Annotated in this window: 22 protein-coding genes; 5 read left to right on the forward strand and 17 right to left on the reverse strand. The window is 38.2% G+C overall.

Translation table 11 applies throughout. The annotated features are described in order from the left end of the window. Window positions 1-15: 15 nt before the first annotated feature. The 4 genes from RCZ04_RS06530 to RCZ04_RS06545 all read right to left on the reverse strand — a co-directional run bounded on the left by RCZ04_RS06530 (window position 16) and on the right by RCZ04_RS06545 (window position 4,550). The gene (locus RCZ04_RS06530) at window positions 16-1,272 is read right to left on the reverse strand and encodes a hypothetical protein (protein WP_460485183.1); all 1,257 of its coding nucleotides are present in this window, start codon (window positions 1,270-1,272) and stop codon (window positions 16-18) included. Window positions 1,273-1,323: 51 nt separating this feature from the next. Next, window positions 1,324-2,859, reverse strand: coding sequence for a hypothetical protein (locus RCZ04_RS06535; protein WP_460485184.1), 1,536 nt, complete (start codon window positions 2,857-2,859; stop codon window positions 1,324-1,326). Between the two features lie 5 nt (window positions 2,860-2,864). Continuing rightward, window positions 2,865-3,611 (reverse strand): hypothetical protein, encoded by a 747-nt coding sequence (locus tag RCZ04_RS06540; protein WP_460485185.1) that lies wholly within the window; start codon window positions 3,609-3,611, stop codon window positions 2,865-2,867. Between the two features lie 180 nt (window positions 3,612-3,791). Beyond that, window positions 3,792-4,550 carry a DUF6261 family protein gene (locus RCZ04_RS06545; RefSeq protein WP_460485186.1) on the reverse strand — a complete coding sequence of 253 codons (759 nt, stop codon included), beginning with the start codon at window positions 4,548-4,550 and terminating at the stop codon, window positions 3,792-3,794. A 369-nt stretch (window positions 4,551-4,919) separates the two neighbouring features. Here RCZ04_RS06545 and RCZ04_RS06550 point away from each other — a divergent pair, with 369 nt between their 5' ends. The 3 genes from RCZ04_RS06550 to rlmH are packed head-to-tail and all read left to right on the forward strand — an operon-like array spanning window position 4,920 to window position 6,289. Next, a complete protein-coding gene (locus RCZ04_RS06550) occupies window positions 4,920-5,291 on the forward strand; it encodes an SMI1/KNR4 family protein (protein ID WP_460485188.1) in 372 nt (123 codons plus the stop codon). Window positions 5,292-5,306: 15 nt separating this feature from the next. Continuing rightward, complete coding sequence (locus RCZ04_RS06555; protein ID WP_460485190.1) at window positions 5,307-5,771, forward strand: macro domain-containing protein; 465 nt, start codon at window positions 5,307-5,309, stop codon at window positions 5,769-5,771. A 44-nt stretch (window positions 5,772-5,815) separates the two neighbouring features. After that, window positions 5,816-6,289, forward strand: a complete 474-nt coding sequence (gene rlmH, locus RCZ04_RS06560; protein WP_460485191.1) for a 23S rRNA (pseudouridine(1915)-N(3))-methyltransferase RlmH — start codon at window positions 5,816-5,818, stop codon at window positions 6,287-6,289. Here the strand turns inward: rlmH and RCZ04_RS06565 are convergent, their stop codons facing one another. From RCZ04_RS06565 to RCZ04_RS06575, 3 genes are all read right to left on the reverse strand, one after another. Continuing rightward, complete coding sequence (locus RCZ04_RS06565) at window positions 6,290-7,084, reverse strand: lysophospholipid acyltransferase family protein (RefSeq protein ID WP_460485192.1); 795 nt, start codon at window positions 7,082-7,084, stop codon at window positions 6,290-6,292. Window positions 7,085-7,269: 185 nt separating this feature from the next. Next, a complete protein-coding gene (locus tag RCZ04_RS06570) occupies window positions 7,270-8,220 on the reverse strand; it encodes an electron transfer flavoprotein subunit alpha/FixB family protein (protein ID WP_460485193.1) in 951 nt (316 codons plus the stop codon). Window positions 8,221-8,226: 6 nt separating this feature from the next. After that, entirely contained in the window at window positions 8,227-8,973 is a 747-nt protein-coding gene (locus RCZ04_RS06575) for an electron transfer flavoprotein subunit beta/FixA family protein (RefSeq protein ID WP_460485194.1), read from the reverse strand. A gap of 157 nt (window positions 8,974-9,130) precedes the next feature. Here RCZ04_RS06575 and RCZ04_RS06580 point away from each other — a divergent pair, with 157 nt between their 5' ends. Further along, window positions 9,131-9,790 (forward strand): class I SAM-dependent methyltransferase, encoded by a 660-nt coding sequence (locus RCZ04_RS06580; RefSeq protein ID WP_460485195.1) that lies wholly within the window; start codon window positions 9,131-9,133, stop codon window positions 9,788-9,790. Between the two features lie 15 nt (window positions 9,791-9,805). Here the strand turns inward: RCZ04_RS06580 and RCZ04_RS06585 are convergent, their stop codons facing one another. The 8 genes from RCZ04_RS06585 to lepA form a co-directional block, all read right to left on the reverse strand. Beyond that, complete coding sequence (locus tag RCZ04_RS06585) at window positions 9,806-10,540, reverse strand: shikimate dehydrogenase family protein (RefSeq protein ID WP_460485196.1); 735 nt, start codon at window positions 10,538-10,540, stop codon at window positions 9,806-9,808. Window positions 10,541-10,609: 69 nt separating this feature from the next. Next, window positions 10,610-11,590 carry a polyprenyl synthetase family protein gene (locus RCZ04_RS06590; protein ID WP_460485197.1) on the reverse strand — a complete coding sequence of 327 codons (981 nt, stop codon included), beginning with the start codon at window positions 11,588-11,590 and terminating at the stop codon, window positions 10,610-10,612. Continuing rightward, entirely contained in the window at window positions 11,587-13,437 is a 1,851-nt protein-coding gene (locus RCZ04_RS06595; RefSeq protein ID WP_460485198.1) for a DNA topoisomerase IV subunit B, read from the reverse strand. The genes RCZ04_RS06590 and RCZ04_RS06595 overlap by 4 nt, the downstream gene beginning before the upstream one ends. A 79-nt stretch (window positions 13,438-13,516) precedes the next feature. After that, entirely contained in the window at window positions 13,517-14,422 is a 906-nt protein-coding gene (locus RCZ04_RS06600) for a hypothetical protein (RefSeq protein WP_460485199.1), read from the reverse strand. 43 nt (window positions 14,423-14,465) lie between these two features. Continuing rightward, window positions 14,466-15,224 (reverse strand): hypothetical protein, encoded by a 759-nt coding sequence (locus tag RCZ04_RS06605; protein ID WP_460485200.1) that lies wholly within the window; start codon window positions 15,222-15,224, stop codon window positions 14,466-14,468. A gap of 76 nt (window positions 15,225-15,300) precedes the next feature. Continuing rightward, the gene (locus RCZ04_RS06610; protein ID WP_460485201.1) at window positions 15,301-15,828 is read right to left on the reverse strand and encodes a hypothetical protein; all 528 of its coding nucleotides are present in this window, start codon (window positions 15,826-15,828) and stop codon (window positions 15,301-15,303) included. 22 nt (window positions 15,829-15,850) lie between these two features. Further along, window positions 15,851-17,089, reverse strand: a complete 1,239-nt coding sequence (locus RCZ04_RS06615) for an FRG domain-containing protein (RefSeq protein WP_460485202.1) — start codon at window positions 17,087-17,089, stop codon at window positions 15,851-15,853. Between the two features lie 131 nt (window positions 17,090-17,220). Next, window positions 17,221-19,017 (reverse strand): elongation factor 4, encoded by a 1,797-nt coding sequence (lepA, locus tag RCZ04_RS06620; RefSeq protein ID WP_460485203.1) that lies wholly within the window; start codon window positions 19,015-19,017, stop codon window positions 17,221-17,223. Between the two features lie 240 nt (window positions 19,018-19,257). Between lepA and RCZ04_RS06625 the strand changes: the two genes are divergently transcribed. Further along, window positions 19,258-20,442, forward strand: a complete 1,185-nt coding sequence (locus tag RCZ04_RS06625; RefSeq protein ID WP_460485204.1) for an alpha-hydroxy acid oxidase — start codon at window positions 19,258-19,260, stop codon at window positions 20,440-20,442. Between the two features lie 90 nt (window positions 20,443-20,532). On the opposite strand, the gene RCZ04_RS06630 is transcribed toward RCZ04_RS06625, so the two are convergent. Together RCZ04_RS06630 and pdxA are read right to left on the reverse strand one after the other, a co-directional pair. Beyond that, window positions 20,533-21,417, reverse strand: coding sequence for a Ppx/GppA phosphatase family protein (locus RCZ04_RS06630; protein WP_460485205.1), 885 nt, complete (start codon window positions 21,415-21,417; stop codon window positions 20,533-20,535). A 7-nt stretch (window positions 21,418-21,424) separates the two neighbouring features. Next, window positions 21,425-22,483, reverse strand: a complete 1,059-nt coding sequence (gene pdxA / locus RCZ04_RS06635) for a PdxA family dehydrogenase (RefSeq protein WP_460485206.1) — start codon at window positions 22,481-22,483, stop codon at window positions 21,425-21,427. Window positions 22,484-22,487: the final 4 nt, after the last annotated feature.

The raw sequence follows: 22,487 nt of genomic DNA on the forward strand, positions 1-22,487 counted from the left end.
TCTTTTTGTTATAAATTACCTTTTAGAGTAATAAAACTTTGTGTGGGTGAAAAGTAAATGTTTACCATCTATATAGCGGTAGACTTTTTGTTCGCTGAGGGCTCTTTTGCCTATCCTTCCTGCCGAATTGTTTAAACGTCCTTTATCTAAGACATTCTCAAATAAAATAGGGGATAGTGTATTTTCAATAAGATCAGTAGGTTTCCATTCTTCTGCTGATGACTTGCGCTTATATCTCGTTTCTTTTAGCAGATTTCCTTCGCTGTTATACTCATAAATGCTTTTGTTTTCTCCTTCCTTTGGGTTGATAAATAGATACTCAATAAGCTCATTGTTTTCGTTGTAGAAGTACTTATTAGTGTAGTATAGCTCGTATGTTTGGGTCTTTTTGTTCCAATTCTCTGAAGTAACAGAAGTACTATAGTTATTTTCACCTAATATATCGGTGAGTTTACTTTCATTCTGCCATTTGCTTTGTTCTTTATCCCAAACTTGTACCATATTAGTGAAGGTTCTGTTTGTCTTATTTTCTGTATAAGTAACTTTATATGTTGGTAGCCAGCCTTCTTCTCTATAAACATATTGTATAGAGGTTCTTTCATTCTCATTGGGGTGAATATGCTCTGTTTTTTCGCTTTCAAACCATTCATTATTTCCAAAAGTATAAGTAATTTCTTCTGTAAGAAGTGTATCATTTGCAAAGGTACGCACTACTTTACCATATCCTTGCCACTGCTTAGCGTCACTATCCCAAACTTCATCAACAGAAAGCACTGTACGTCCTTTTTCATTTTGGGTATAAGTGTTGCGAGTATCTTTAAGCCAACGCTTATTGAGATATTTGTAATACGTAGTTTCGGTGCTACGACCTATTGTTTTGCTAATGCGTTTACTGTCAGGAGTTAGCCTTTTTCCGTTTTCACTGATGTAACTAATAGTGATGAGTTTATTTTTCTTTCTCTTAGTTTCTTCTTTCTGGATTGCTCTCCACTTTTTACTCAAAGAATCTTGGCGGAAAAAAGCATCATATATCTCATTCCCGTCTTTGTCATTCTTAATAACAGTTTTGGTAGCATAACGGGAGGGGGTAATGTGCTTATCACCTACTACTAATAGGTGTTTTTTATCGTTATAACGTTGCCATTCCGTAAGTTGATAGGCACTGCTGAGTGAATCTACCTTATAACCTATATGAACTACACTATCCAATTGATATTGCTGTGCTTGCATTGAGCATACTCCCAATACAAGCCAAAAAATAAATATTCTCATAACAACTCAATTTAAAATGTTATTAGTATCTCTTACCTTGTATTAATACTATTAAAATCTCCCGTCGGGAAAGGATATCACCCTGTTATTTTGCTTCTCCACAGGTGGGAATAGCAATTGCAACTTCCTGAAATATATCATTGCGCGATAGTATCGTGGAGTGTTGCCAAAATTTGCTTCATATTCTTCACCATCTTCCTCTTCGTTGATGAGTAGCACACAATTTCTTTCGGCATTCCATTCATAATGAAAGTACAGATAATTAACAGAGCCGTCCTCATTGTAATCACTGTGTTCACCAAGGCTAATTCTCGCAGGGGTTGCCTCATCGTTACTTATTTTTAGTATAAAATCATCTTTTTGAAGCGTTACATAACCATCGGTATTCTTTCCTTTCTGTGTGTAGAAATCTTGGAGTCTTTCATTGGCTAAAAGCGACTTAAAGTTTGCCTCATTCACTTTTGAAAGATAGTAGATACGACTATTGATAAGCTCTTCATAACGCCCGCAGAAGTAAGCAAACTCTTTTTCTAAGAAAGCATAATATTCGGGATGTGAGGCTGGGGTTATAGGTATCAAATCCTCACCTGTAAACGTATTGACTGAGGTGTATAACTCGCCTTTATACACTTGGGCAAGCACGCCATACGCTTCATCGTTTTGGATAAAAACAGAATAAGCATCGTAATCGGGGTCGTAAAGCACGCGGTAAAGCACCTCATTATCGTCCCACATTTCAAAACGTGGGTTATTGTTTTTGTCAGGTTTACACACAAGTGAGAAGAGGGGCGGATAGGTAAAACGAAGTAAATTCTCTATCGAAATATCGGTATTAGGGAACAGATGTACTTGTTTTTTGCTAATTTCATCGCGACGTTTTTGTGTTTCTTCAGGGCTTACGAATATAGTTTCACCTTTGGCTAAAGTAGGGAATATATCATCGTTTATCCAGCATTTCCAGCTCCAAGGGATATAATCTATCTTTAAAATATCGTCTAACACAAAAGAAAATTCGGGTTTTAAGTACAAAACAAGCTTTTCCCCTAACAAAAGCCCTTCGTAATCATCATCGGTGAGGTATTCGGTAATATCGGCATTGCGTCTTTCTTCAAAACGCTTGTTATCGTGATTGTAATCAGTTTCCAAGAACACGTAAATGCTGATATGCCCCATCACGGTAAGGCTTCCGTGATTGTAATCGCCCCAATAGAATCCCGAAACGCGCAAATCACCGCCTACGAAAATCTCTTGCCCGCCGACCACTATGTTTTCGGCAGTGAGATTGCCCAAAACCACTAATCCGCAAGAACCTTCTATCTCACCATTGTAGATATTCGTAGCCTGCATATTGCCTTTTACGAGGATAAAAAGGGGCAGAGAATCGTAGTCATCGGGGTTGTAGTAAGGAGAAAGCTCATCGACAGCGTCTAAATCCAAAGGTTCGTCCAAAATCCAGTCGCCGTCAATCACGATTACGCGATTTCGCCAACGAGTGTCATAATGCTCTTTGTAGAGAGACGACTCAGGTAGCTCATAGGCAATTTCGTCATAAGAAGTAGTTCGATAGGGAAGGTTAGAGAGGTTCATAACAATTATTTTTTATAAGTATCTACGCTGATAAGTGGATTTTCTCCGTTTTTTACCAACTGAAAGAAACGATTGACAGAGAAATAAGAGAAAAGCTCATTTTCTTCCCATACTTCTGGTCTGAGGAGTTTCCAGCTCTCTTCCAAATAGCCTGTTTCAGGGTCGTGAAGATAGCAATCTTCTTGTTCAGTTTCGTTTTCGGCTTCTACGAATATAAACTCAGTAACCTTACTTTCATCAGGCATATAGTGTCCAACTTCTACGAAATACGGCGTATTGGTATTGCCTAATACATCAAGCATACCATCATTATACTCACCATACAGACCAAAGGTAGTATAAAGGTCTTTCATTATGAAGATAGCACCGTTATAGGTGAAGAGATAATCGCAAATCACGTTGCCCGATACTCTTAGATGCAAGTAATTATCATCTAAAATATCACCTGCAACGGTAAGATTTCCATCGATAAAGATACCATAAGCATTGCCTTCCCAGTGTAAGCCTTCCATAAGATCTTCCGTCCATTGGCGGGTGATGTTGCCTTTTACCAGCACATCGCCTTTGAGGAGCAATAGTTTGTCGTCATCATTCAGATAGATAGGAATTTTAAATTTTTCCTTCGCTTGCTTTACAGTGATAAATTCCTTTTCGGGGATTACGGTTTCGCTCACTTGTGGACGCTGAGCCATACGTGCGGGCATCGCATTGTTGATGCGTTGTGCCTTTTCTAATAGTGTTATTACTGACATATCAAATTGTTTTTACAAAGTTATGAATAAATTATTGATAAGTAAAATTAATATTGCGAAGCTTCTTTATCTTGAAAAAGATAAAGAAAAGAAATGTTTAACAACTTTGCCAATGTTAAAAAAAAAGCAAAGTTTGTAACTCGAAAGTAACTTTATATTAACTTGTATCGTTCTTTTAATCTACTTCCCTTCCTCTTTTGGTGGTTCGGAGAGAACTTTTCCTCCTGCCTTACGGCGTGCCAATACATCGGCGTAGTATTTACGGCTGTTGTTGAGCACCTCGAGGGTTTTTACAAAGAACTCATCGGGTTTTACTTGTGCATTGGCATTGATGTAAGCCGAAAGTTTTTGGTAAATATCGGTGAGCTCTTTTCGCAATCCTTTTACGTTATACACTTCTTTTTGAAGGTCTTTAAGCGAACGATGAGAGAAAAGCTCATTGAATGCCGTGTTGGAAGTTTCCAGCTCACCCAGAAACTCGCCTATCTTCAGAGTCTCTACCTGCGCCTGATATTGTGCCGATTTGAGGGTGCTGATAAGCGTTTTCACGCGGTTGGTTTCCTCTTCGTAAGTATCCTTTATCACATCTTTATAACCGTCCAAAACCAATTTAATAGCGTGATAGGCTTTTTGTTTAGCCTCTGTTTTGGCGTTGCGATAAGGCTTGATACTGTCTTTCAGGGCTTGCACGTCGGCATCACGCACTTTATCGAGTTCTGATATTTTCTTCGATTCTCCTTTGGCGCGCACTTGTTCAAGCGCCTTGTTATAAACCGATATTTTGTTGTTGAGACTTTCATACAACTCTTTAAAAGTAGCGTCTGTCTCTAATGAAATACCTGAACCCGCAAAGTCTTCGAAAAAGCGAGTAAGGAACTGACTGAACTCGGCGTTATGCAAGTTTGCAGTGTGCATAACTATTAATTTGGGTGTTTTCATTTTTTCTATTTGTTAAATTGTTTAACGAATTAGTTAATTATTTTTGGCAAAGGTAATAAAAAATTTCATTCTATTTCATTTTATGTAATAAAAATTTCAAATTATTTTTGTTTTTCTTCGTCACCGTTTCTGATTTCTTGAAGTAGTTTTACTTTTGCATTTCACCAACGGTGACGATATAAAGCACTTTTTCTTTTCGCTTTCACAGCGTGTGAAGAGCTGAAGTAACTTTACTTTTCGTTTTCACCACCTGTGACAGGGTAAAACAGTTTTGCTTTTCGTTTTCACTACGTGTGAAGGTTTGGAGTAATATTTTTGTAATACAATAAAAAGTATTATCTTTGTGCATTATTGTTAAAGCCATAATATATGAGTAGAGCTTCTGAATTAAAAAGAATTCAACATCTTAATCTTCCTGATTCTTATAAGGAAGTTCTTACGCAATTTGAGTTTTTTTGTTTATATGAATATAAAGGTAGAGAGATAGAGCTTTGGAGCTTTGCTAACTTGTTTTCTTATATAAACAGAGATTATTATCAATGGGAATTGCTCAAGTATTTTTCGGCTCCTAATGCTGAACGTACTTTTACTTTTGGCAGCTCGCACGATGACGCCCGATTGTATTTTGACCTTACTGACTTTTCGGTATGGGAATATTGGCTTGATGATGACTCTACCGATAAAGTGGCAGATAGTTTTGATGAAATTATTTCAAAGGCAAAACTTATAGATAAAGAATAACAAAAGATTTAAGCGATGATACACTATTTAAAAGCAGATGCAACTGTGCCACAAGCCGAAGGAAACATTGTTATCGTCCATATTTGTAATGATATAGGCGCTTGGGGGAAAGGCTTTGTGTTGGCACTTTCTAAACGCTGGAAATACCCCGAAGAGCAATACAAACAATGGTATAAAAAAGGTGAAGATTTTGCCTTAGGAGAGGTACAATTTGTGTCGGTAGAAAAGAAGATATGGGTTGCAAATCTCATTGGGCAACACAACATATATAAAGATGAAAACGGTGACCCGCCTATTCGTTATGAGGCAGTGAAAAAAGGTTTGCAACAAATAGCCGATTTTGCTTATGAAATAAATGCCAAAGTGCAAATGCCTCGCATAGGTTGCGGATTGGCAGGAGGCTCTTGGGATAGAATTGAGAAACTTATAAGGCAAACACTTTTAAGGAAAAACATCGAAGTATTTGTTTGTGATTTATAACCTTATTTTTATTTTTTACCTTTTAGCTTTTATTCTGAAAAATAATGAACATCAAACTTTTCGCGGTGGGCAAGACCGATAATCCTGCTTTGCAACAGCTTATTGATATGTATGAAAAACGACTTTCGTATTACATCAATTTTGAATTGCAACTCTTGCCCGATATTAAGAATAGCAAATCACTATCGGAAGAGCAACAAAAAGCAAAAGAAGGGGAGCTTATCCTCGGCAATGTAGCCTCGTCTCATCATCTGATACTCTTAGACGAACGTGGCAAAGAGTTTACCTCAGTAGCTTTTGCCGATGAATTGCAAAAGAAAATGAATGCCGGCATCAAGCAACTCACCTTTGTGATTGGGGGACCTTATGGTTTTTCAAAAGAAGTATACGACCGTGCTAATGGCAAGTTGTCACTTTCCAAACTCACCTTTTCACACCAAATGATACGCCTATTTTTTGTAGAACAACTCTACCGTGCTTTTACGATTCTCCGTAATGAGCCCTATCATCATCAGTAATTAGGGTTGTGGCGTTGTTACTGTTTTAGGAGCTTCTTCACCGTCTAATTTCTTAACTTTAAGGAATGATTCGTGTTGTTCGATAGCCATTTCTATTTTAGCTACAATTTCTTCAACCGTATCATTTTCGTAATCTATTTGCAAAGGCGATTTGATAATCATCGATTGTTGCACTCCTTTCTTTTTGATATTTATTCCCTTTTTATCAAACGAGCGACGGAATCCATCGATTACGATGGGCACTACCACAGGTTTGTATTGCTTGATGAGGTGCGCAGTACCCTTGCGGATAGGCTTCCACGGCGAGGTAGTGCCCTGCGGGAAGGTAATCACCCAACCATCGGCAAGGGCGATACCTATGTTTTCCACATCAACTCGGCGGACTTCGCGATGTATTTCTTTACCTTTTTCGCGCCAGGTTCTGTTCACCGGTATAGCTCCTGCGTAACCTAATATTTTGGGCAGAATCCCTGATTTCATAGTCTCGGAAGCCGCCACGTAATAAATGTTGAGTTTCGGGTTCCACAGATAGCCCAGATTATCCAAGGAGTTCTTACGTCCTTTAAGACTTGCGTTGAACACGTGAAACATAGCCGTTACGTCGGCAAAATAAGTCTGGTGATTTGAAATGAACAGTACATTCTGTGGTGGCAATTCACGAATAACGTCCGAACCCTCAATCTTCAGTTGGTTAAAACCATCATACCTGCTGTGAGTAAGGATACCAAAAACGCGGATGAGCCATCGTTTTACGAAAAGTGTATGTCCGAAAGGGTCTTTTTTAAATAAAGGCATTGTTCAATTTTTTGATTAGGTGATAAGCTAAAAAGTCAATTACTATAGTAACAAATTAACTCATTAACTCATCAGTTTAGTTTATTGAAAAGTCTCTCTTGCTATCTGCATAGCATTTTGTGTATTTGTTGTTAATCTTCACAGTTTCTTGGGTATTTCCCAGCCGTGAAAAGCTATTACAAATATTAAAGTTTAGCTTTTAGTTTTTCTATAAGCTTGGGAACAATTTCAAAAGCATCGCCTACCACGCCGTAATCGGCAGCTTTAAAGAAAGGAGCCTCGGCATCGGTGTTGATAACCAGCTTCACTTTTGAGGCATTAACTCCCGCCAAGTGTTGTATAGCCCCTGAAATGCCAATGGCAATATACAAATTAGGTGCAACGGGTTTTCCTGTTTGTCCCACGTGCTCGGCGTGTGGACGCCAGCCCATATCGGCTACAGGCTTAGAACAAGCAGTAGCTGCGCCTAATACTTCGGCAAGACCTTCTACTACGTACCAATTCTCGGCAGCTTTCAGTCCGCGCCCTCCTGATACCACAATAGAGGCGTCTTCTAATGATACTTTGCCTGTAGTCTTCTCGGTAGCAATTGTCTTTATATCGAAATCACTATCTGAAAGGGTAGGGGAGAAGGGTTCTACAATTGCCGGAGTAGGATTTTCTTTTACTCCGAAGGCATTAGGAGCTAATCCTATTATTTTTATAGGTGTTGTGATTTTGTTTAAACTTACGGCTTTGTTAGAAAAGGCATTACTCTTAATAGTAAAATCGTTTTCAGGGAGTGAAATGGCGTTAGGTACATAACCAGCTTGCATAGAAATGGCTAACAAAGGGGCAATATTCTTGGCTTGCGACGAGGCGCTGAAAAGCACGGTGGTGCTTCCTTCTTTTTCTGCCACTTGTTGTAATATTTGTGCTACAGCCTTCGCCGAAAAGTGTTGTAGCTTTTCATCGGTTACGTTCAATACTTTATCAATACCATAAGTACCTAACACTTCGGGATTTGCAGTATTAATAGTCAGTGCTACTATTTTGCTATTTTGTTCTTGAGCAAGAGTTTTGGCGTAAGTAGCCACTTCATAACTACTTTTCTTTACCTTTCCGTTTTCGGAATCTATATATATAAGTATGGACATTTTTTATTAAATTACTTTAGCTTCGTTGTGTAATAAATCAATAAGAGTATCTAAATCATCAGCCGATACCATTTTTACAGGTTTTTTGGTAGGAAGTTTCTCAAAACCTATGGTTGTTACTCTCTTATCTGTATTTTCAGCAGGCAACACGGTAATTACTTTAGTACGAGCTGCCATTAAGTTGCGCATATTTGGTATACGTAGGTCTTTCTCTTGGGTAAGTCCTTTTTGTCCCGCGATTACTAATGGAAGAGTTGCGGAGAGTTTTTCCTTACCGCCGTCTATTTCCCGCTCAGCTGTTACCTCTTTCCCATTGATTTCTAAGCCTATGCATTTGTTGATAAAGGGTAGATTTAGCAATCCTGCCAAAAATCCTCCCACCATTCCGCCGTTATAATCAATAGACTCCTTTCCCGTAATAATAAGGTCGTAATTTCCCTCTTTAACAACTTTAGCCAACTGAGTAGCCACAAAAAAAGCATCAGTGGGAGTGGCATCAATACGGATAATATCGTCAGCACCAATGGCGGAAGCCTTGCGCAATACGGGTTCTGTTTCTTGGGTGCCTACATTCACAAGGGTGATAGTAGCGCCTAATTTTTCTTTAAGTAAGATTGCCTTAGTGAGGCAGAATTCATCGTTAGGATTGATGATAAACTGCACTCCCGTAGGGTCAAACTTCTTGTTTTCATCAGTAAAATTTATTTTTGAAGTAGTGTCGGGGACGCTACTGATACATACTAATATCTTCATAATCTTATAGATAATATAATTAAAATGATACATTAATAACCAAAAGATGATTATTTTTGAAGCGGTAAAAGTACTTCCTTTTATATAACTGTGCAAGCTATTATGCGAAAAAAATGTACCTTTGCCCTCTAACTATTTGAAATACTATATAAAAATAATGAATCCTCCAGTAACCGATATGCAACTTTTAGGGCAGTTATTGCGTTGCCCCAGCGGAATATATGCAAAACAAGTAGGTGAATTTGCTTTCTTTTCCAATCGCACTATGATTTTTAATACGATTGATTGTTTATCACTTTTGCCTAATAGCAATGTTTTAGAAATTGGTTTCGGCAATGGTAGCCATTTGCCTTATTTATTTAAAAAAGAGCCAACCATTCACTATACAGGAGTAGAAACTTCTGTGGAAATGATTACTGAGGCTACTGTAAGCAATCCCGAACTGGTAGCGCAACAATCTGTTTCTTTTCTGCAAGTACAACCCGATGAAAAACTTGAGTTCAATGTGCTTTTTGACGTTTGTTTTTCAGTCAATACACTTTACTTTCTCAAAAATCCTGCTCGTTATTATTACAATATTTATCAGTCGCTCAAACCTATGGGAAAGGTAGTGATTACTTTTATTGACAAGTCAGTAGGTGAGAAAGCTCCTTTTGCACAAGAGGGATTTAAATTTTATACTGTTCCCGAAGTGCGAAAGATGCTCTCACACATAGGGTTTAAGAATATTAAAGAGTACACTTTTGAAGAAACACTTGTCTCTAAAAATGGTAAGAAAATACGTCGTCCTTATTGCATAATGATAGGAGAAAAATAAAAACCTCTCTGTTTTTTATCCTTCATTCCATATTTCCCACGCTTTTTCAGCTTGAAGTTCTAGCATTAGTTGTCCATTAGAAATAGTAGCTCCCTGCTTTTCTCCTTTGTGTAGAAATGTAGTTTGTGAAGGATTATAAATAAGGTCATAAAGCAAGTGCTCAGGAGTGAGATACTCATAAGGAATAGGAGGACAATCGTTAATATTAGGAAATGTACCTAAAGGAGTACAGTTAATAATAAGGTGATAATTTTCTATAATCTTTTTGGTAAGCTCTGTATAACCAAACTGATTTATCTGTGGGGTACGAGATACAAAACGATAATCAATATTTAGTTGCTTGAGCGCATAAGCAACAGCACTCGATGCACCTCCCGTGCCTAAGATAAGAGCGTGAGTATGTTGTGGCAACAGTAGTGGAGATAGTGATTTACTAAAGCCGTAGCAGTCGGTATTATAACCAACGAGTCCATCAGGGGTAACTTTTATAGTATTTACAGCTCCAATGGCTTGAGCAGTAGCATCAACGGCAGTAAGTAGCTTCATTATTTCTCGCTTATACGGAATGGTAACGTTCATTCCTCGTAAATTGGGAGTGCTTTTTAAGAGAGCGGGTAATTCATTGAGATTTTGTATATCAAAATTGATATATTCGCAGTCAGTAATACCTTCTCGTTTAAATTTCTCAGTGAAATATTTTCGAGAAAAAGAATAGCCAATGTTGCACCCTACAAGAGCAAAAGTTGTCATAAGGAAACGTTTTTTAATTGATGAACTATATACTATTATTTGTACTGAATGTTATCTCTGTTATCTAACTCAAATTTTCCTATCAATCACGTAATTTACCATTAGGGTTAAGGCTTCTTTATAAGGTGAGACTGGGAATTCATCTAATATATTTAGGGCTTTTTGTTGGAACTCTTTCATTTTATCTGTGGCATATTCTAAACCTTTATGAGTCTTTACAAATTCAATTACTTCTTTGACGCGCTTTTTGTCTTTGTTGTATTTCTTTACCGAATTGATAAGCCATTGTTTTTCTTCTTCGGAACAAGTATTGAGTACATAAATAAGAGGAAGAGTCATTTTCTGTTCTTTAATATCTATACCCGTAGGTTTGCCAATCGCATCTTCGGTATAATCAAAGAGGTCGTCTTTTATTTGGAAAGCCACTCCTATGTATTCACCAAAGAGCCTCATTTTCTCTATCAGTTCGGTTTGTTCTGGCTGTACTGAGCAAGCTCCCATCGCACAACAAGCGGCTATAAGCGTTGCGGTTTTCTGACGGATAATCTCGTAGTACACATCTTCTACAATGTCTAATCGACGTGCTTTTTCTATTTGTAGTAGCTCACCTTCACTCATTTCACGCACAGCTACTGAGATGATGCGCAACAAGTCGAAATCGCCGTTATCAATAGAAAGGAGCAGACCTTTAGAAAGTAAGTAATCACCTACCAATACCGCTATTTTGTTTTTCCAAAGTGCATTGATTGAGAAGAACCCTCGGCGCTTGTTGCTGTCGTCCACTACATCATCGTGTACAAGGGTTGCAGTGTGTATGAGCTCTATTACAGAAGCTCCACGGTAAGTGCGCTCGTCCACTTTACCACCTGATACCATTTTGGCTACCAAGAACACAAACATTGGTCGCATTTGTTTGCCTTTACGGTTCACTATATAGTAAGTGATACGGTTCAGCAAGGCGACCTTAGACGACATCGAGCTACGGAACTTCTGTTCAAAAAGTTCCATTTCTTCACGGATAGGTTCTTTTATTTGAGCTGTTATCTTCATTGCTCGAAGTTATCAATTTCTACTTTTAGATTATTGATGATAAACTCTTGACGGTCAGGAGTGTTTTTGCCCATATAGAACTCCAAGAGCTGTTCGGTATGGATAGTTTTATCCATCATTACAGGGTCTAAGCGTATATCTTCCCCTATAAAATCTTTAAACTCATCGGGAGAGATTTCGCCCAATCCTTTAAAACGAGTAATTTCAGGTTTGCCCTTTAACTTGTCTATGGCAGCTTCCTTTTCTTCTTCGCTGTAACAATATATTTTTTGTGTTTTGTTGCGCACACGGAATAGAGGTGTTTGCAGTATATATAAATGCCCTTCTTTGATGATTTCGGGGAAGAACTGCAAAAAGAAAGTGATAAGCAAAAGACGAATGTGCATACCGTCTACATCAGCATCGGTGGCTACAACGATGTTATTGTAGCGAAGGTCGTCCATAGAGTCTTCAATATTTAGGGCGGCTTGTAATAGGTTGAACTCTTCATTTTCATACACTATTTTCTTACTCATTCCGTAGGTATTCAAAGGTTTACCACGTAGTGAGAAAACGGCTTGTGTGGTCACATCACGTGATTTAGTAATAGAGCCCGAAGCTGAATCTCCCTCAGTAATGAACAAGGTACTTTGTAGGGCACGCTCGTCTTTGGTATCGGTGAGGTGCACCCGACAGTCGCGTAGTTTACGGTTGTGTAAGCTTGCTTTTTTAGCTCTTTCTTTTGCCAATTTGCGAATACCTGCCAAGTCTTCACGTTCGCGTTGTGCCTGCATAATCTTCCGTTGTAGCGCATCGGATATCTCAGGGTTTTTATGTAGGAAATCATCTAAGTGGCGACTGATGAAATCATTGATATAGGTGCGTACGGAAGGCATTCCTTCTCCCATTTCGGTAGAACCGAGCTTGGTTTTCGTCTGGCTCTCAAACACAGGTTCCATCACTTTGATTGAGAGACCCGCGATGATAGACTTACGCACATCGGAGGCATCGTAGTTCTTTTTATAGAAGTCGCGAATGGTCTTTACATAAGCCTCTTTGAAAGCGTTGAGGTGCGTACCCCCTTGTGTGGTATTCTGACCGTTTACAAAGGAGTAATACTCCTCGCTGTACTGAGTTTTACTGTGAGATATGGCAATCTCAATATCTTCACCTCTAAGGTGAATGATAGGGTAAAGAAAATCCTCTTCATTGTTGTTTTCGGTGAGGAGGTCTTTGAGTCCGTTTTCAGAATAGTACTTTTCACCATTGTAGTTGATAGTAAGTCCTGGGTTGAGGTATACGTAATTTTTGAGCATACGCACCACATACTCATTACGGAACTTGAAGTTCTTAAAGATAGTGTCGTCTGGAATAAAAGCTACGCTGGTACCGCGCCTTTTCTGGCTTTCCTCGATAGCGCTTTCTTCTTTTAGCAGACCTCTCTCAAAAATAGCCGATTTAGACTGACCATCGCGCACCGATTCCACTTTGAAGTAGGTAGAAAGGGCATTCACAGCTTTTGTACCCACCCCATTGAGTCCGATAGATTTCTTAAAAGCTCGGGAGTCGTACTTACCCCCCGTATTCATTTTCGATACTACATCTACTACCTTTCCTAAGGGGATACCGCGCCCATAGTCACGTACTTCTACTTGGTTATCGGTGATTTTTACGTCGATGGCCTTACCAGCTCCCATCACGAACTCATCTATACAGTTATCGATGACCTCTTTGAGAAGGATATAAATACCGTCGTCGGCTGAAGAGCCATCGCCCAGCTTCCCGATATACATACCAGGGCGTGTGCGAATGTGTTCTTGCCAGTCCAAAGAGCGGATACTATCCTCGTCATATCTAATTTCTTCCATAAAGTTTACTTTCGTTTTTAGATGTGCAAAAGTATTAAAAATTATTCATATCCAAAAAATAAATATCTCTCTCCTTTGATTACAATTGTTTTGAAAAACAATTATAACATAAAGGTGTCGCTACCGTTACTTTCTTCTCCTCTCCACAGCAATGGCAGTAGTTTTCCTCATAAAAGCGATTGCCGGACTTTGCCCATTCTTGGTAACAACTGTTACACAAGGGCATCAATGGGTTAAAGGGTATTTCTGTATTACAACGAATACAGTGTCCTTTTTTCTCTTCTTGTACGGCATTTTCCTGAGGTGTTTCGGTTTCTATAGCTCTTTCAGAGGTAGGCTCGCGCTCTGCGGGTGGTCTGTTCTCAGCATTTACGTAGTTTTCGGGTACAAAAGAGGAGTAGCGGATAGGCTTCACCCCTCTGTTAGACAATACATCGTCTACCAAATCCAAATGCACGGTAGAGCCTACATAGTCTTTCGCCAGACCTAAAAACTTCTTGTTGTAGTTAGGACGTTTGGCAAAGATAGTGTAACCGCTGTCGAGCACACTCATAATGGTGTTTTTGGAAGTCTCGAAGAAGTTGTTTTTGTTTACAAGGTCGGTGAGGGCTTTTTCTGCGAGTACGCCAAACTCTACCTTGTTTACCAGCGAGTAATCCAAAAGGTTCATAGAGGTAATCACCGATTGCTTTTCGTTGGCATAATATTGTCCGTGTAACTCTGGAATATACACCATTGTGATATTCGGGAAGCCCAAAAAGTACTCAATATCTTCACGCTTACAATTTTCTTCTCCATTAGAGGTACTTTTACCAAACCCAATGAGTATATGCAGTTTGGTGTTGTTTAAAAGCTGTTTAAAAACATTGTCTTTGAGGTAATCCCCCAGCTGAATATAAGGCGAAATGATAATAAGCTCCTTTTCTGCCTTAAAAAGGGTATCGTAAATAGTGTCGGATAGTGGTTTTCCTGTTAAAAAGTCCATAGTATGTTTTTGTTAAGAGTGTGCTTAGTTTTATACATTAAGATTAAGGAGTAAAAGATATTTCTTGTATATCAGAAGTAGGTTTGATAATAACCTTATTCAGAGAGTCATCTTTGATAAATATGTAATCTGTTGTTTTATAGATGAAATATCTATTAGGGTCATTATATCTTAAAATAGTATCATTATTTTTTAATACTATATTAAATGTCTTTCGTCCTTTCTTTACATTTTTTATCTCTTTTGCCTCTCCTATTCCTATCATATATGAAGAGACAGAAAAAATAGCTATTCCTATTATAATAGCAAAAGTACTATCTAAAAAGAACCATATTATAACAATAGATACAATAACTAGGGCTATTATTCCTGTACTTTGCAATGATAGAAAATTAGACTTGTATAAAAAAAACAAGCAAAATGAAAGAATAAGTATTAATAAGACTACCCTTATAATATTTATTTTATTCCTTACATTATTCTTGCCCATCTGAATAAGAAAAGCTAAAAATGGGGTGCAAAAAAGTATTACAATTGATATTAGAAAATAGTATAATAGTGATTTTATATAAAGAAAATTTATACAATCACTAATATTAAAATATATTTCATAAGAAATACCAAATTCCCCTAAAAAAGAAGTTAAATATATGAAACCTATAAATATAAAAATAGGTACGGAGATAAGACTCATTAGAGCCCAATCATTTTTTTGTTGATTGATATTTTTTTTATTTCTATTTTTATCTAATAGAGAGCTACCTATAGAAGTATAATACTGATTTCTTTTAATAATTCTCATTTCTAAAAATATTTATGTAAATTTTTTAATCTTATGAATTAATCTTTAACTTTGCTATTTAACTCTGAAAAATCAATTAACATCCTAATATATCTTTCAACTTCTTATTAGTATCAAAAGTTTTATTTTTGAACTTATTAAGTGGGTTTGCAGAACCTCTCAGCACGTTTTCTAATACACTAATTTTGGAAGGCTTTTGAGCATTAGGATTATTTTTTATATTAATTAATACAAGAGAACAATTATTAAAGACATATTTTGAAGCCTCTCTATAACCTTTTTCATCTTTTGCTCCAAAACCTAATTTCTTCATAGAAATGACATATAGCAATCTATTAAACCATGCATTTGTTCTCAAATCAAAATGCTTAGCTATCCTTTCAGTAAAAGAAACTGTTTCAGCTTTTCCTACCAAAATAATATCCTCTTTTTCTTTAAAAATATATACTCCACATCCTCCTTCAATAAACTCGTCATTACAATAAGTTAAGTCTTTAACCTTCAATTCATTTAAAGGAATTCCTTCTATTTTTTTGATTACTTCAATAAAGTCACCAAGTGTGAAATCTTCGTAATTTTCAAATTCTATAATGTAATTTTTCATATTCATTATTTTATAAGAATGATTACTTTTGAGTATACTTTTCTTTAATATAATCAGCTACTTTATCTATTTCAGGGAATAAAGTGCTTTGGTTTATTCCTAATTTGCTTAATTCATTTTTAATATCTTGCTTATGTGAACTTTTAATTATAATTCGATTTTTATCTTTCCCTTTTACAATCCAATTTGGATTAATTTTTGGAATTGGTTTAATTTCTTTTTTATTAGGCAAATAGAATAATGTTTCTTTTACTCCGAAGATTAGAAAGGCCCCATGTTGTCTCACTATACGAGGATTATCTAACTTAGGCTTAATGGCATATACTTGTCCTATGTGATTAGGATTTATGATTGACTTAAAATATGATTTATCTTCTCGTATATAGTGCAATAGTTTTCCAAAATAGCGTTCATTTAAGTATTTTAAAGTACTATTAATTGAAAAAATGAAGCATTTTATAAATTCTTCTAATAGTAATTTTTTTAGATATTTTATGTTAGATTCATCGTTCTTCTTATTATGTTGATATTCAAGAGTCAATTGATCTAATTTGCTATCTATATTTTCTATTTCAAATCTTTCATTAACTAAAAACTCTTGTATTTCTTGATTTTTATCATATGCATAATCAAAAATTGAATCATTATTTTCTAATTTTGTAAAATCAATTTGTTTTGTTATTTCTTCTCTTTTTCTTTCCAAATCGCTTTTGCCTTGCTCATAAGATTGTAGTAATTCAGATTTATAATTAAAGTCACTTTCACATTTTGCTAAATTAGCTAAGATAGTGATTTTATCACTATCAAAATAACAAGTACTTTCTTCGGGAATATCAAAAACTACAACCTCTCCATCTTTATCTTTATTTTCAATACAAGCAAAATAAAGAGCCACTAAGGGATTTGTTGTTAAATCTAATATTCGTGTAGGTACTCCATAATGTTGCATTAGTACTAATGATTCTATAGTATTTTTTTCTTTAAAATCATAAGGTACTTTGGATATAGTTTCTCTATAGATTTTGTCTTCATTCTCTATATAAAGAAATCCACCTTCTTCATTTTTCCTATAGATAGAAGGCTCTAATTCATAAACTTCATTAGAATGTCCTCTATAGAATAGATTATTTTCTTTTATCTCATTTTCTTCTTTTCCTATCTCATTTTCTTCTTTTCCTATCTCATTTATCTCGTTTAAAAAATCACTTACACTTTTTATGTATGTGATATTCTCTTTGTTTTCTACATTTTGTGTGTCCATATTTTCATTTATTAAAGAGGATTTACAAAATTTGTAAGATATGTCCCAGTTTCCTTCTATTCAACTTTGCCAAAGTTTTGAGACTTTGGCAAAGTGTAGAGGTGTAAAATAATTGCCCGACCGTGCTACGGTCAATCATTCAACTTCAGTACCGCCATAAATGCACTTTGTGGTATCTCTACGTTACCCACTTGGCGCATACGTTTCTTACCTGCTTTCTGCTTTTCTAAGAGTTTACGTTTACGCGAGATATCACCCCCGTAACACTTGGCGGTAACGTCTTTACGCAGGGCTTTAATAGTCTCACGCGAGATAATTTTAGCCCCAATAGCTGCCTGTATCGGAATATCAAACTGCTGACGCGGGATCAGCTCGCGCAGCTTCTCGCACATCTTCTTACCTATATTATAAGCATTATCAGCGTGGATAAGGGCAGAGAGCGCATCTACCGACTGCGAGTTGATAAGGATATCCACCTTCACAAGGTTAGAAGCGCGCATCCCAATAGGCGAATAGTCAAATGAAGCATACCCCTTGCTCACTGTTTTAAGTCGGTCGTAGAAGTCGAACACGATTTCGGCAAGTGGCATATCAAAGTTCAGCTCTACACGCTCAGGGGTGAGGTAGTGCTGATTGGTGATCTGTCCACGTTTCTCAATACAGAGCGACATCACCTGCCCTATAAAATCCGATTTGGTGATGATGCTCGCCTTGATATACGGCTCTTCCACACGGTCTAATTTAGAAGGGTCGGGGAGGTCAGAAGGGTTATTTACAATAATCGCTTTTTCGGGTTCTTTCTTGGTAAAAGCGTGGTAACTTACGTTGGGCACGGTGGTAATCACGGTCATACCAAACTCGCGTTCCAAGCGTTCTTGCACAATCTCTAAGTGTAGCATACCCAAAAAACCACAGCGGAAGCCAAAGCCCAAAGCGGCAGAACTTTCGGGGGTAAACACTAAGGAAGCGTCGTTCAGTTGAAGTTTTTCCATTGAGGCGCGTAGCTCTTCGTAATCTTCGGTGTCTACTGGATAAATTCCTGCAAATACCATTGGTTTCACGTTCTCAAAGCCGTCAATAGCTTCTGTACAACCGTCTGCTGCCGAGGTAATCGTATCACCCACTTTCACCTCACGCGCATCCTTAATACCGGTGATAAGGTAACCCACATCGCCGGTGCCAATCACTTGCTTGGGTACTTGGTTGAGTTTGAGGGTTCCCACTTCGTCGGCATCATAGATTTTGCCGTTGGACATAAACTTGATTTTCTGCCCTTTGCGTATTTCACCGTTCATCACCCGGAAGTAAGTCTCCACCCCGCGGAAAGAGTTGTATACCGAGTCGAATATCAACGCTTGTAGCGGTGCCTTAGGGTCGCCAGTAGGGGCAGGAATGCGCTCTATAATAGCCTCTAAAATTGCCTCTACGCCCAAACCTGTTTTACCACTGGCAGGGATAATATCATCGGGCGAACAGCCCAAGAGGTCTACTATATCGTCTTTCACCTCTTCGGGGTTAGCACTGGGTAGGTCTATTTTGTTGAGTACGGGAATGATTTCAAGGTCGTTTTCGAGAGCCAAGTAGAGGTTAGAAATTGTCTGTGCTTGTATGCTTTGGGCAGCATCTACGATCAGGAGTGCCCCTTCGCAAGCAGCAATAGAACGCGATACCTCATAAGAGAAATCTACGTGACCGGGGGTATCGATAAGGTTAAGAATATACGTTTCGCCTTTGTACACATATTCCATTTGTATCGCGTGGCTCTTGATAGTGATACCGCGCTCCCGCTCCAAGTCCATATTGTCGAGCAATTGGTCTTGTTTTTCGCGTTCGGTTACGGTTTGGGTAAAGTCGAGCAAACGGTCGGCTAAGGTACTCTTTCCGTGGTCTATATGGGCAATAATGCAGAAATTACGTATGTTTTTCATTTAAATAAGTATGTTCTTTGCTAATTAAGGCGCAAAGATAGTAAATAATTGTCAATTCACAAATCTATTGTGTGTAGCAATCTTTTGTAAATTTTTCTTGATAGATTTATTTTTACTTTTTTCAAAAGAAAATGTTGCTAAATCAAAATTATTGTTTATATTTGCGACCGAATTAGAAAAAGAAAACGGTAGCTCTTTTTTTAAGAGTACTAAAATTATCAATTAAAAAAACTTATCTAAATGAGAGATTTAACTAAAATGACAAACATTGAGGACTTACGCGTGGTATGCAAACGCAACGTCCCCAAAATGTTCTACGAATATGTAGACACTGGTTCTTGGACTGAATCAACTTACAGAGAAAACGCTTCTGATTTTAACCCTATCAAATTCCGCCAGCGCATATTAGTAGATATGGAAAATCGTACGCTCGAAAGTACGCTTCTTGGTCAAAAAGTAAAGTTCCCTGCTATGACGGGTCCTGTTGGCTTTATGGGAATGATGTGGGCTGACGGTGAAATCCATATGGCAAAAGCCGCTCAAAAGTTTGGTATCCCCTTCACGCTTTCTACGATGTCTATTTGTTCTATTGAAGATTTAGTAGAGGCTGGTGTAGAACCCTTTTGGTTTCAGTTGTATGTAATGCGCGACCGCGAATTTATGAAAGACCTCATTCGTCGTGCCAAAGACGCTAAATGCTCTGCCCTAATGGTAACTGTCGATTTGCAAGTGCTCGGTAATCGTCACCGCGATATTAAGAATGGTCTTTCTACACCTCCTAAGTTTACCATTCCTAATATGATAAACCTCTCAACTAAAATTCCTTGGGGATTGCGCTATGTGTTTGGTAACCGCCGTTGGACGTTCCGCAATATTGCAGGTCACGCCAAAAACGTATCCGACCTCTCTTCGCTTTCTTCTTGGACAAAAGAGCAGTTCGACCCAAGTCTTAGTTGGAAAGACATCGCCGAAATTAAAGAATTGTGGGGAGGTCCTATCATCTTAAAGGGTATTATGACCCCTGAAGATGCCATCGAAGCTGTAAAATACGGTGCTGATGCTATCATCGTGTCTAACCACGGCGGTCGCCAGATGGACGATACAATTTCCACTATCAAAGCCCTCCCCGATATCGTGAGTGCTGTAGGTAGTCAAACCGAAGTGTGGATAGACTCTGGTTTCTACACAGGACAAAATATGCTCAAAGCGTGGGCGTTGGGGGCTAAAGGTATTATGTTGGGTCGTGCTCCTGTCTATGGGCTCGGAGCTTATGGCGAAGATGGCGTAACACGCGCTTTGCAAATATTATATGACGAAATGGATACGACTATGGCTTTTTCAGGTCACCGTAACCTTCAAGATGTAGATAGTAGTATTTTAGTAGAAGGTACTTACCCTCTACCAAGCAATAATTTCCGAGTTTAATTTAACTTTCATTGTAAAAAGAAAGAGCCTAATGCATTATTTGCATTAGGCTCTTTCACTTAAAATATAAACTATTAAAAATTTAAACTCCTATTTGTTATTATAAATAGTCCTCACAATACCGTCGGCAAGACCAATGCGGGGCACGTGCACAATGTCAGCCCCTGACCATTTCATCGCACGAGTAAATACCGTAAGTGCGTAAAGGATTACGTCAGCACGGTCGGGATTAAAGCCTAAGAGCCTGATACGCTCGTCATAAGTAAATCCTGATACGTATTTATAATAATCAGTGAGGTACTGATAGCTCAGTGGCTCACCTTCTTTGCTGTTGGAGTTCTTGTGTATCTTGTTGATGTTACCGCCTGAACCTATAGCTTCTATATGCTCACAATCCTTGGTGTGCTTTTTAATCCAACGTTTTACCTCTTCCCACGTTTCATCACTCACTTTATTGTCTAACAAACGCACCGTACCAATAGGAAATGAACGCGACTTCTTTACCTTTCCTTTAGAGAAGACAGTGAACTCGGTACTACCTCCTCCCACGTCTATGTAAAGGTAATCTTTGTCGTTTTGTATCAAACTCGAAATATCGGTAGAAGCAATAATGCTCGCCTCTTCAGCGCCATCTATAATATCAATGCGCACACCAGTACGTTTGTACACCTCATCGGCTACTTGTTGTCCATTGGTAGACTCTCGCATTGCCGAGGTCGCACAAGCACGATACTTTTCCACTTGGTATACTTTCATTAGCAAACTGAAGGCTTGCATTGCGTCTGCTAATCTATCAGTGTTTTCTTCTGAGATGAGTCCATCTAAAAATACATCGGCACCCAAACGGATAGGTACACGCACTAAGCTGGCTTTGGTAAATTTCGGAGCTTCGTCAGGCTCTTCCAATACGTTCGAGATGAGCAATCTCACCCCGTTTGACCCTATGTCTATCGCTCCTAATTTCTTGATATCCATATCGTGATTATTTGTCTTTATCTATTTCTAAACTGCGAATTTTCAGAGGATTTTTGGTCAATTCGGCGTACTCTTCACGGTTTCTAAACACATCTAAAGCAGTGAAAATAGCGTGACGGAACGACTCGGGGTCAGCTATGCCCTTGCCTGCTATTTCGTAAGCAGTACCGTGGTCGGGCGAAGTGCGCACTTTGCTGAGTCCTGCTGTGTAGTTCACTCCACTGCCAAAAGCAATGGTTTTAAAGGCGATAAGTCCTTGATCGTGGTAAGGTGCTAATACTGCATCGTAGTTCCGATAGGTTTGTGAACCAAAGAAACTATCGGCAGCAAAAGGTCCAAACACCAATATATTTTCATCGAAATACAGCTTTTTAAGAGCAGGACGCAACACTTCGTCGTCTTCACTACCTATCACCCCCTTGTCTCCACAATGTGGGTTGATACCTAATACGGCTATTTTCGGGCGTTGCAAACGAAAGTCCTTCACAAGCGATTCGTTCATCAAGCGCGCTTTCTCCATAATTAGGGCTTCGGTAATAAGTGAAGAAACCTCTTTGAGTGGCACGTGGTCAGTGAGTAAGCCCACTTTTAGGTCTTCACTCACCATAAACATCAGGCTGGTGCCGTTCAGCTCTTGTGCCAAATAATCGGTATGACCAGGAAAGTGAAACTCGTCCGACTGTATATTGTTTTTATTGATAGGAGCAGTTACCAGCACATCAATAGCGTTGCTTTTAAGGGCATTTACAGCAGCTTGCAATGATAGAAAAGCGTATTTGCCACCCTCTTCCGTTTCTTGCCCAAAGGTAACCGTAGGCGTTTCTTTCCAACAGTTCAGCACATTTAGCTTACCGTCAATAGCAGCCTCTACCGTCTCGATACCTTGAAAATTAGCAGTCGTATTGAAATGTTTCTTCTGAAAAGAAACTAACTTGTTCGATGCAAAAATAATAGGCGTACAGAGTTCCAATATTTGATGGTCTTCAAAGGTTTTAAGTATAATCTCAAGCCCTATACCATTCATATCACCAATCGAAATACCTACTTTTATCGGTTTATCTTTCATAAAA

This window comes from Capnocytophaga sp. HP1101 (genome assembly GCF_054772415.1).

Excerpts from the sequence above, each read along its gene's own strand:
- RCZ04_RS06530 (WP_460485183.1), bottom strand. The coding sequence starts at position 1,272 with ATGAGAATATTTATTTTTTGGCTTGTATTGGGAGTATGCTCAATGCAA.
- RCZ04_RS06535 (WP_460485184.1), bottom strand. The coding sequence starts at position 2,859 with ATGAACCTCTCTAACCTTCCCTATCGAACTACTTCTTATGACGAAATT.
- RCZ04_RS06540 (WP_460485185.1), bottom strand. The coding sequence starts at position 3,611 with ATGTCAGTAATAACACTATTAGAAAAGGCACAACGCATCAACAATGCG.
- RCZ04_RS06545 (WP_460485186.1), bottom strand. The coding sequence starts at position 4,550 with ATGAAAACACCCAAATTAATAGTTATGCACACTGCAAACTTGCATAAC.
- RCZ04_RS06550 (WP_460485188.1), top strand. The coding sequence starts at position 4,920 with ATGAGTAGAGCTTCTGAATTAAAAAGAATTCAACATCTTAATCTTCCT.
- RCZ04_RS06555 (WP_460485190.1), top strand. The coding sequence starts at position 5,307 with ATGATACACTATTTAAAAGCAGATGCAACTGTGCCACAAGCCGAAGGA.
- rlmH (WP_460485191.1), top strand. The coding sequence starts at position 5,816 with ATGAACATCAAACTTTTCGCGGTGGGCAAGACCGATAATCCTGCTTTG.
- RCZ04_RS06565 (WP_460485192.1), bottom strand. The coding sequence starts at position 7,084 with ATGCCTTTATTTAAAAAAGACCCTTTCGGACATACACTTTTCGTAAAA.
- RCZ04_RS06570 (WP_460485193.1), bottom strand. The coding sequence starts at position 8,220 with ATGTCCATACTTATATATATAGATTCCGAAAACGGAAAGGTAAAGAAA.
- RCZ04_RS06575 (WP_460485194.1), bottom strand. The coding sequence starts at position 8,973 with ATGAAGATATTAGTATGTATCAGTAGCGTCCCCGACACTACTTCAAAA.
- RCZ04_RS06580 (WP_460485195.1), top strand. The coding sequence starts at position 9,131 with ATGAATCCTCCAGTAACCGATATGCAACTTTTAGGGCAGTTATTGCGT.
- RCZ04_RS06585 (WP_460485196.1), bottom strand. The coding sequence starts at position 10,540 with ATGACAACTTTTGCTCTTGTAGGGTGCAACATTGGCTATTCTTTTTCT.
- RCZ04_RS06590 (WP_460485197.1), bottom strand. The coding sequence starts at position 11,590 with ATGAAGATAACAGCTCAAATAAAAGAACCTATCCGTGAAGAAATGGAA.
- RCZ04_RS06595 (WP_460485198.1), bottom strand. The coding sequence starts at position 13,437 with ATGGAAGAAATTAGATATGACGAGGATAGTATCCGCTCTTTGGACTGG.
- RCZ04_RS06600 (WP_460485199.1), bottom strand. The coding sequence starts at position 14,422 with ATGGACTTTTTAACAGGAAAACCACTATCCGACACTATTTACGATACC.
- RCZ04_RS06605 (WP_460485200.1), bottom strand. The coding sequence starts at position 15,224 with ATGAGAATTATTAAAAGAAATCAGTATTATACTTCTATAGGTAGCTCT.
- RCZ04_RS06610 (WP_460485201.1), bottom strand. The coding sequence starts at position 15,828 with ATGAAAAATTACATTATAGAATTTGAAAATTACGAAGATTTCACACTT.
- RCZ04_RS06615 (WP_460485202.1), bottom strand. The coding sequence starts at position 17,089 with ATGGACACACAAAATGTAGAAAACAAAGAGAATATCACATACATAAAA.
- lepA (WP_460485203.1), bottom strand. The coding sequence starts at position 19,017 with ATGAAAAACATACGTAATTTCTGCATTATTGCCCATATAGACCACGGA.
- RCZ04_RS06625 (WP_460485204.1), top strand. The coding sequence starts at position 19,258 with ATGAGAGATTTAACTAAAATGACAAACATTGAGGACTTACGCGTGGTA.
- RCZ04_RS06630 (WP_460485205.1), bottom strand. The coding sequence starts at position 21,417 with ATGGATATCAAGAAATTAGGAGCGATAGACATAGGGTCAAACGGGGTG.
- pdxA (WP_460485206.1), bottom strand. The coding sequence starts at position 22,483 with ATGAAAGATAAACCGATAAAAGTAGGTATTTCGATTGGTGATATGAAT.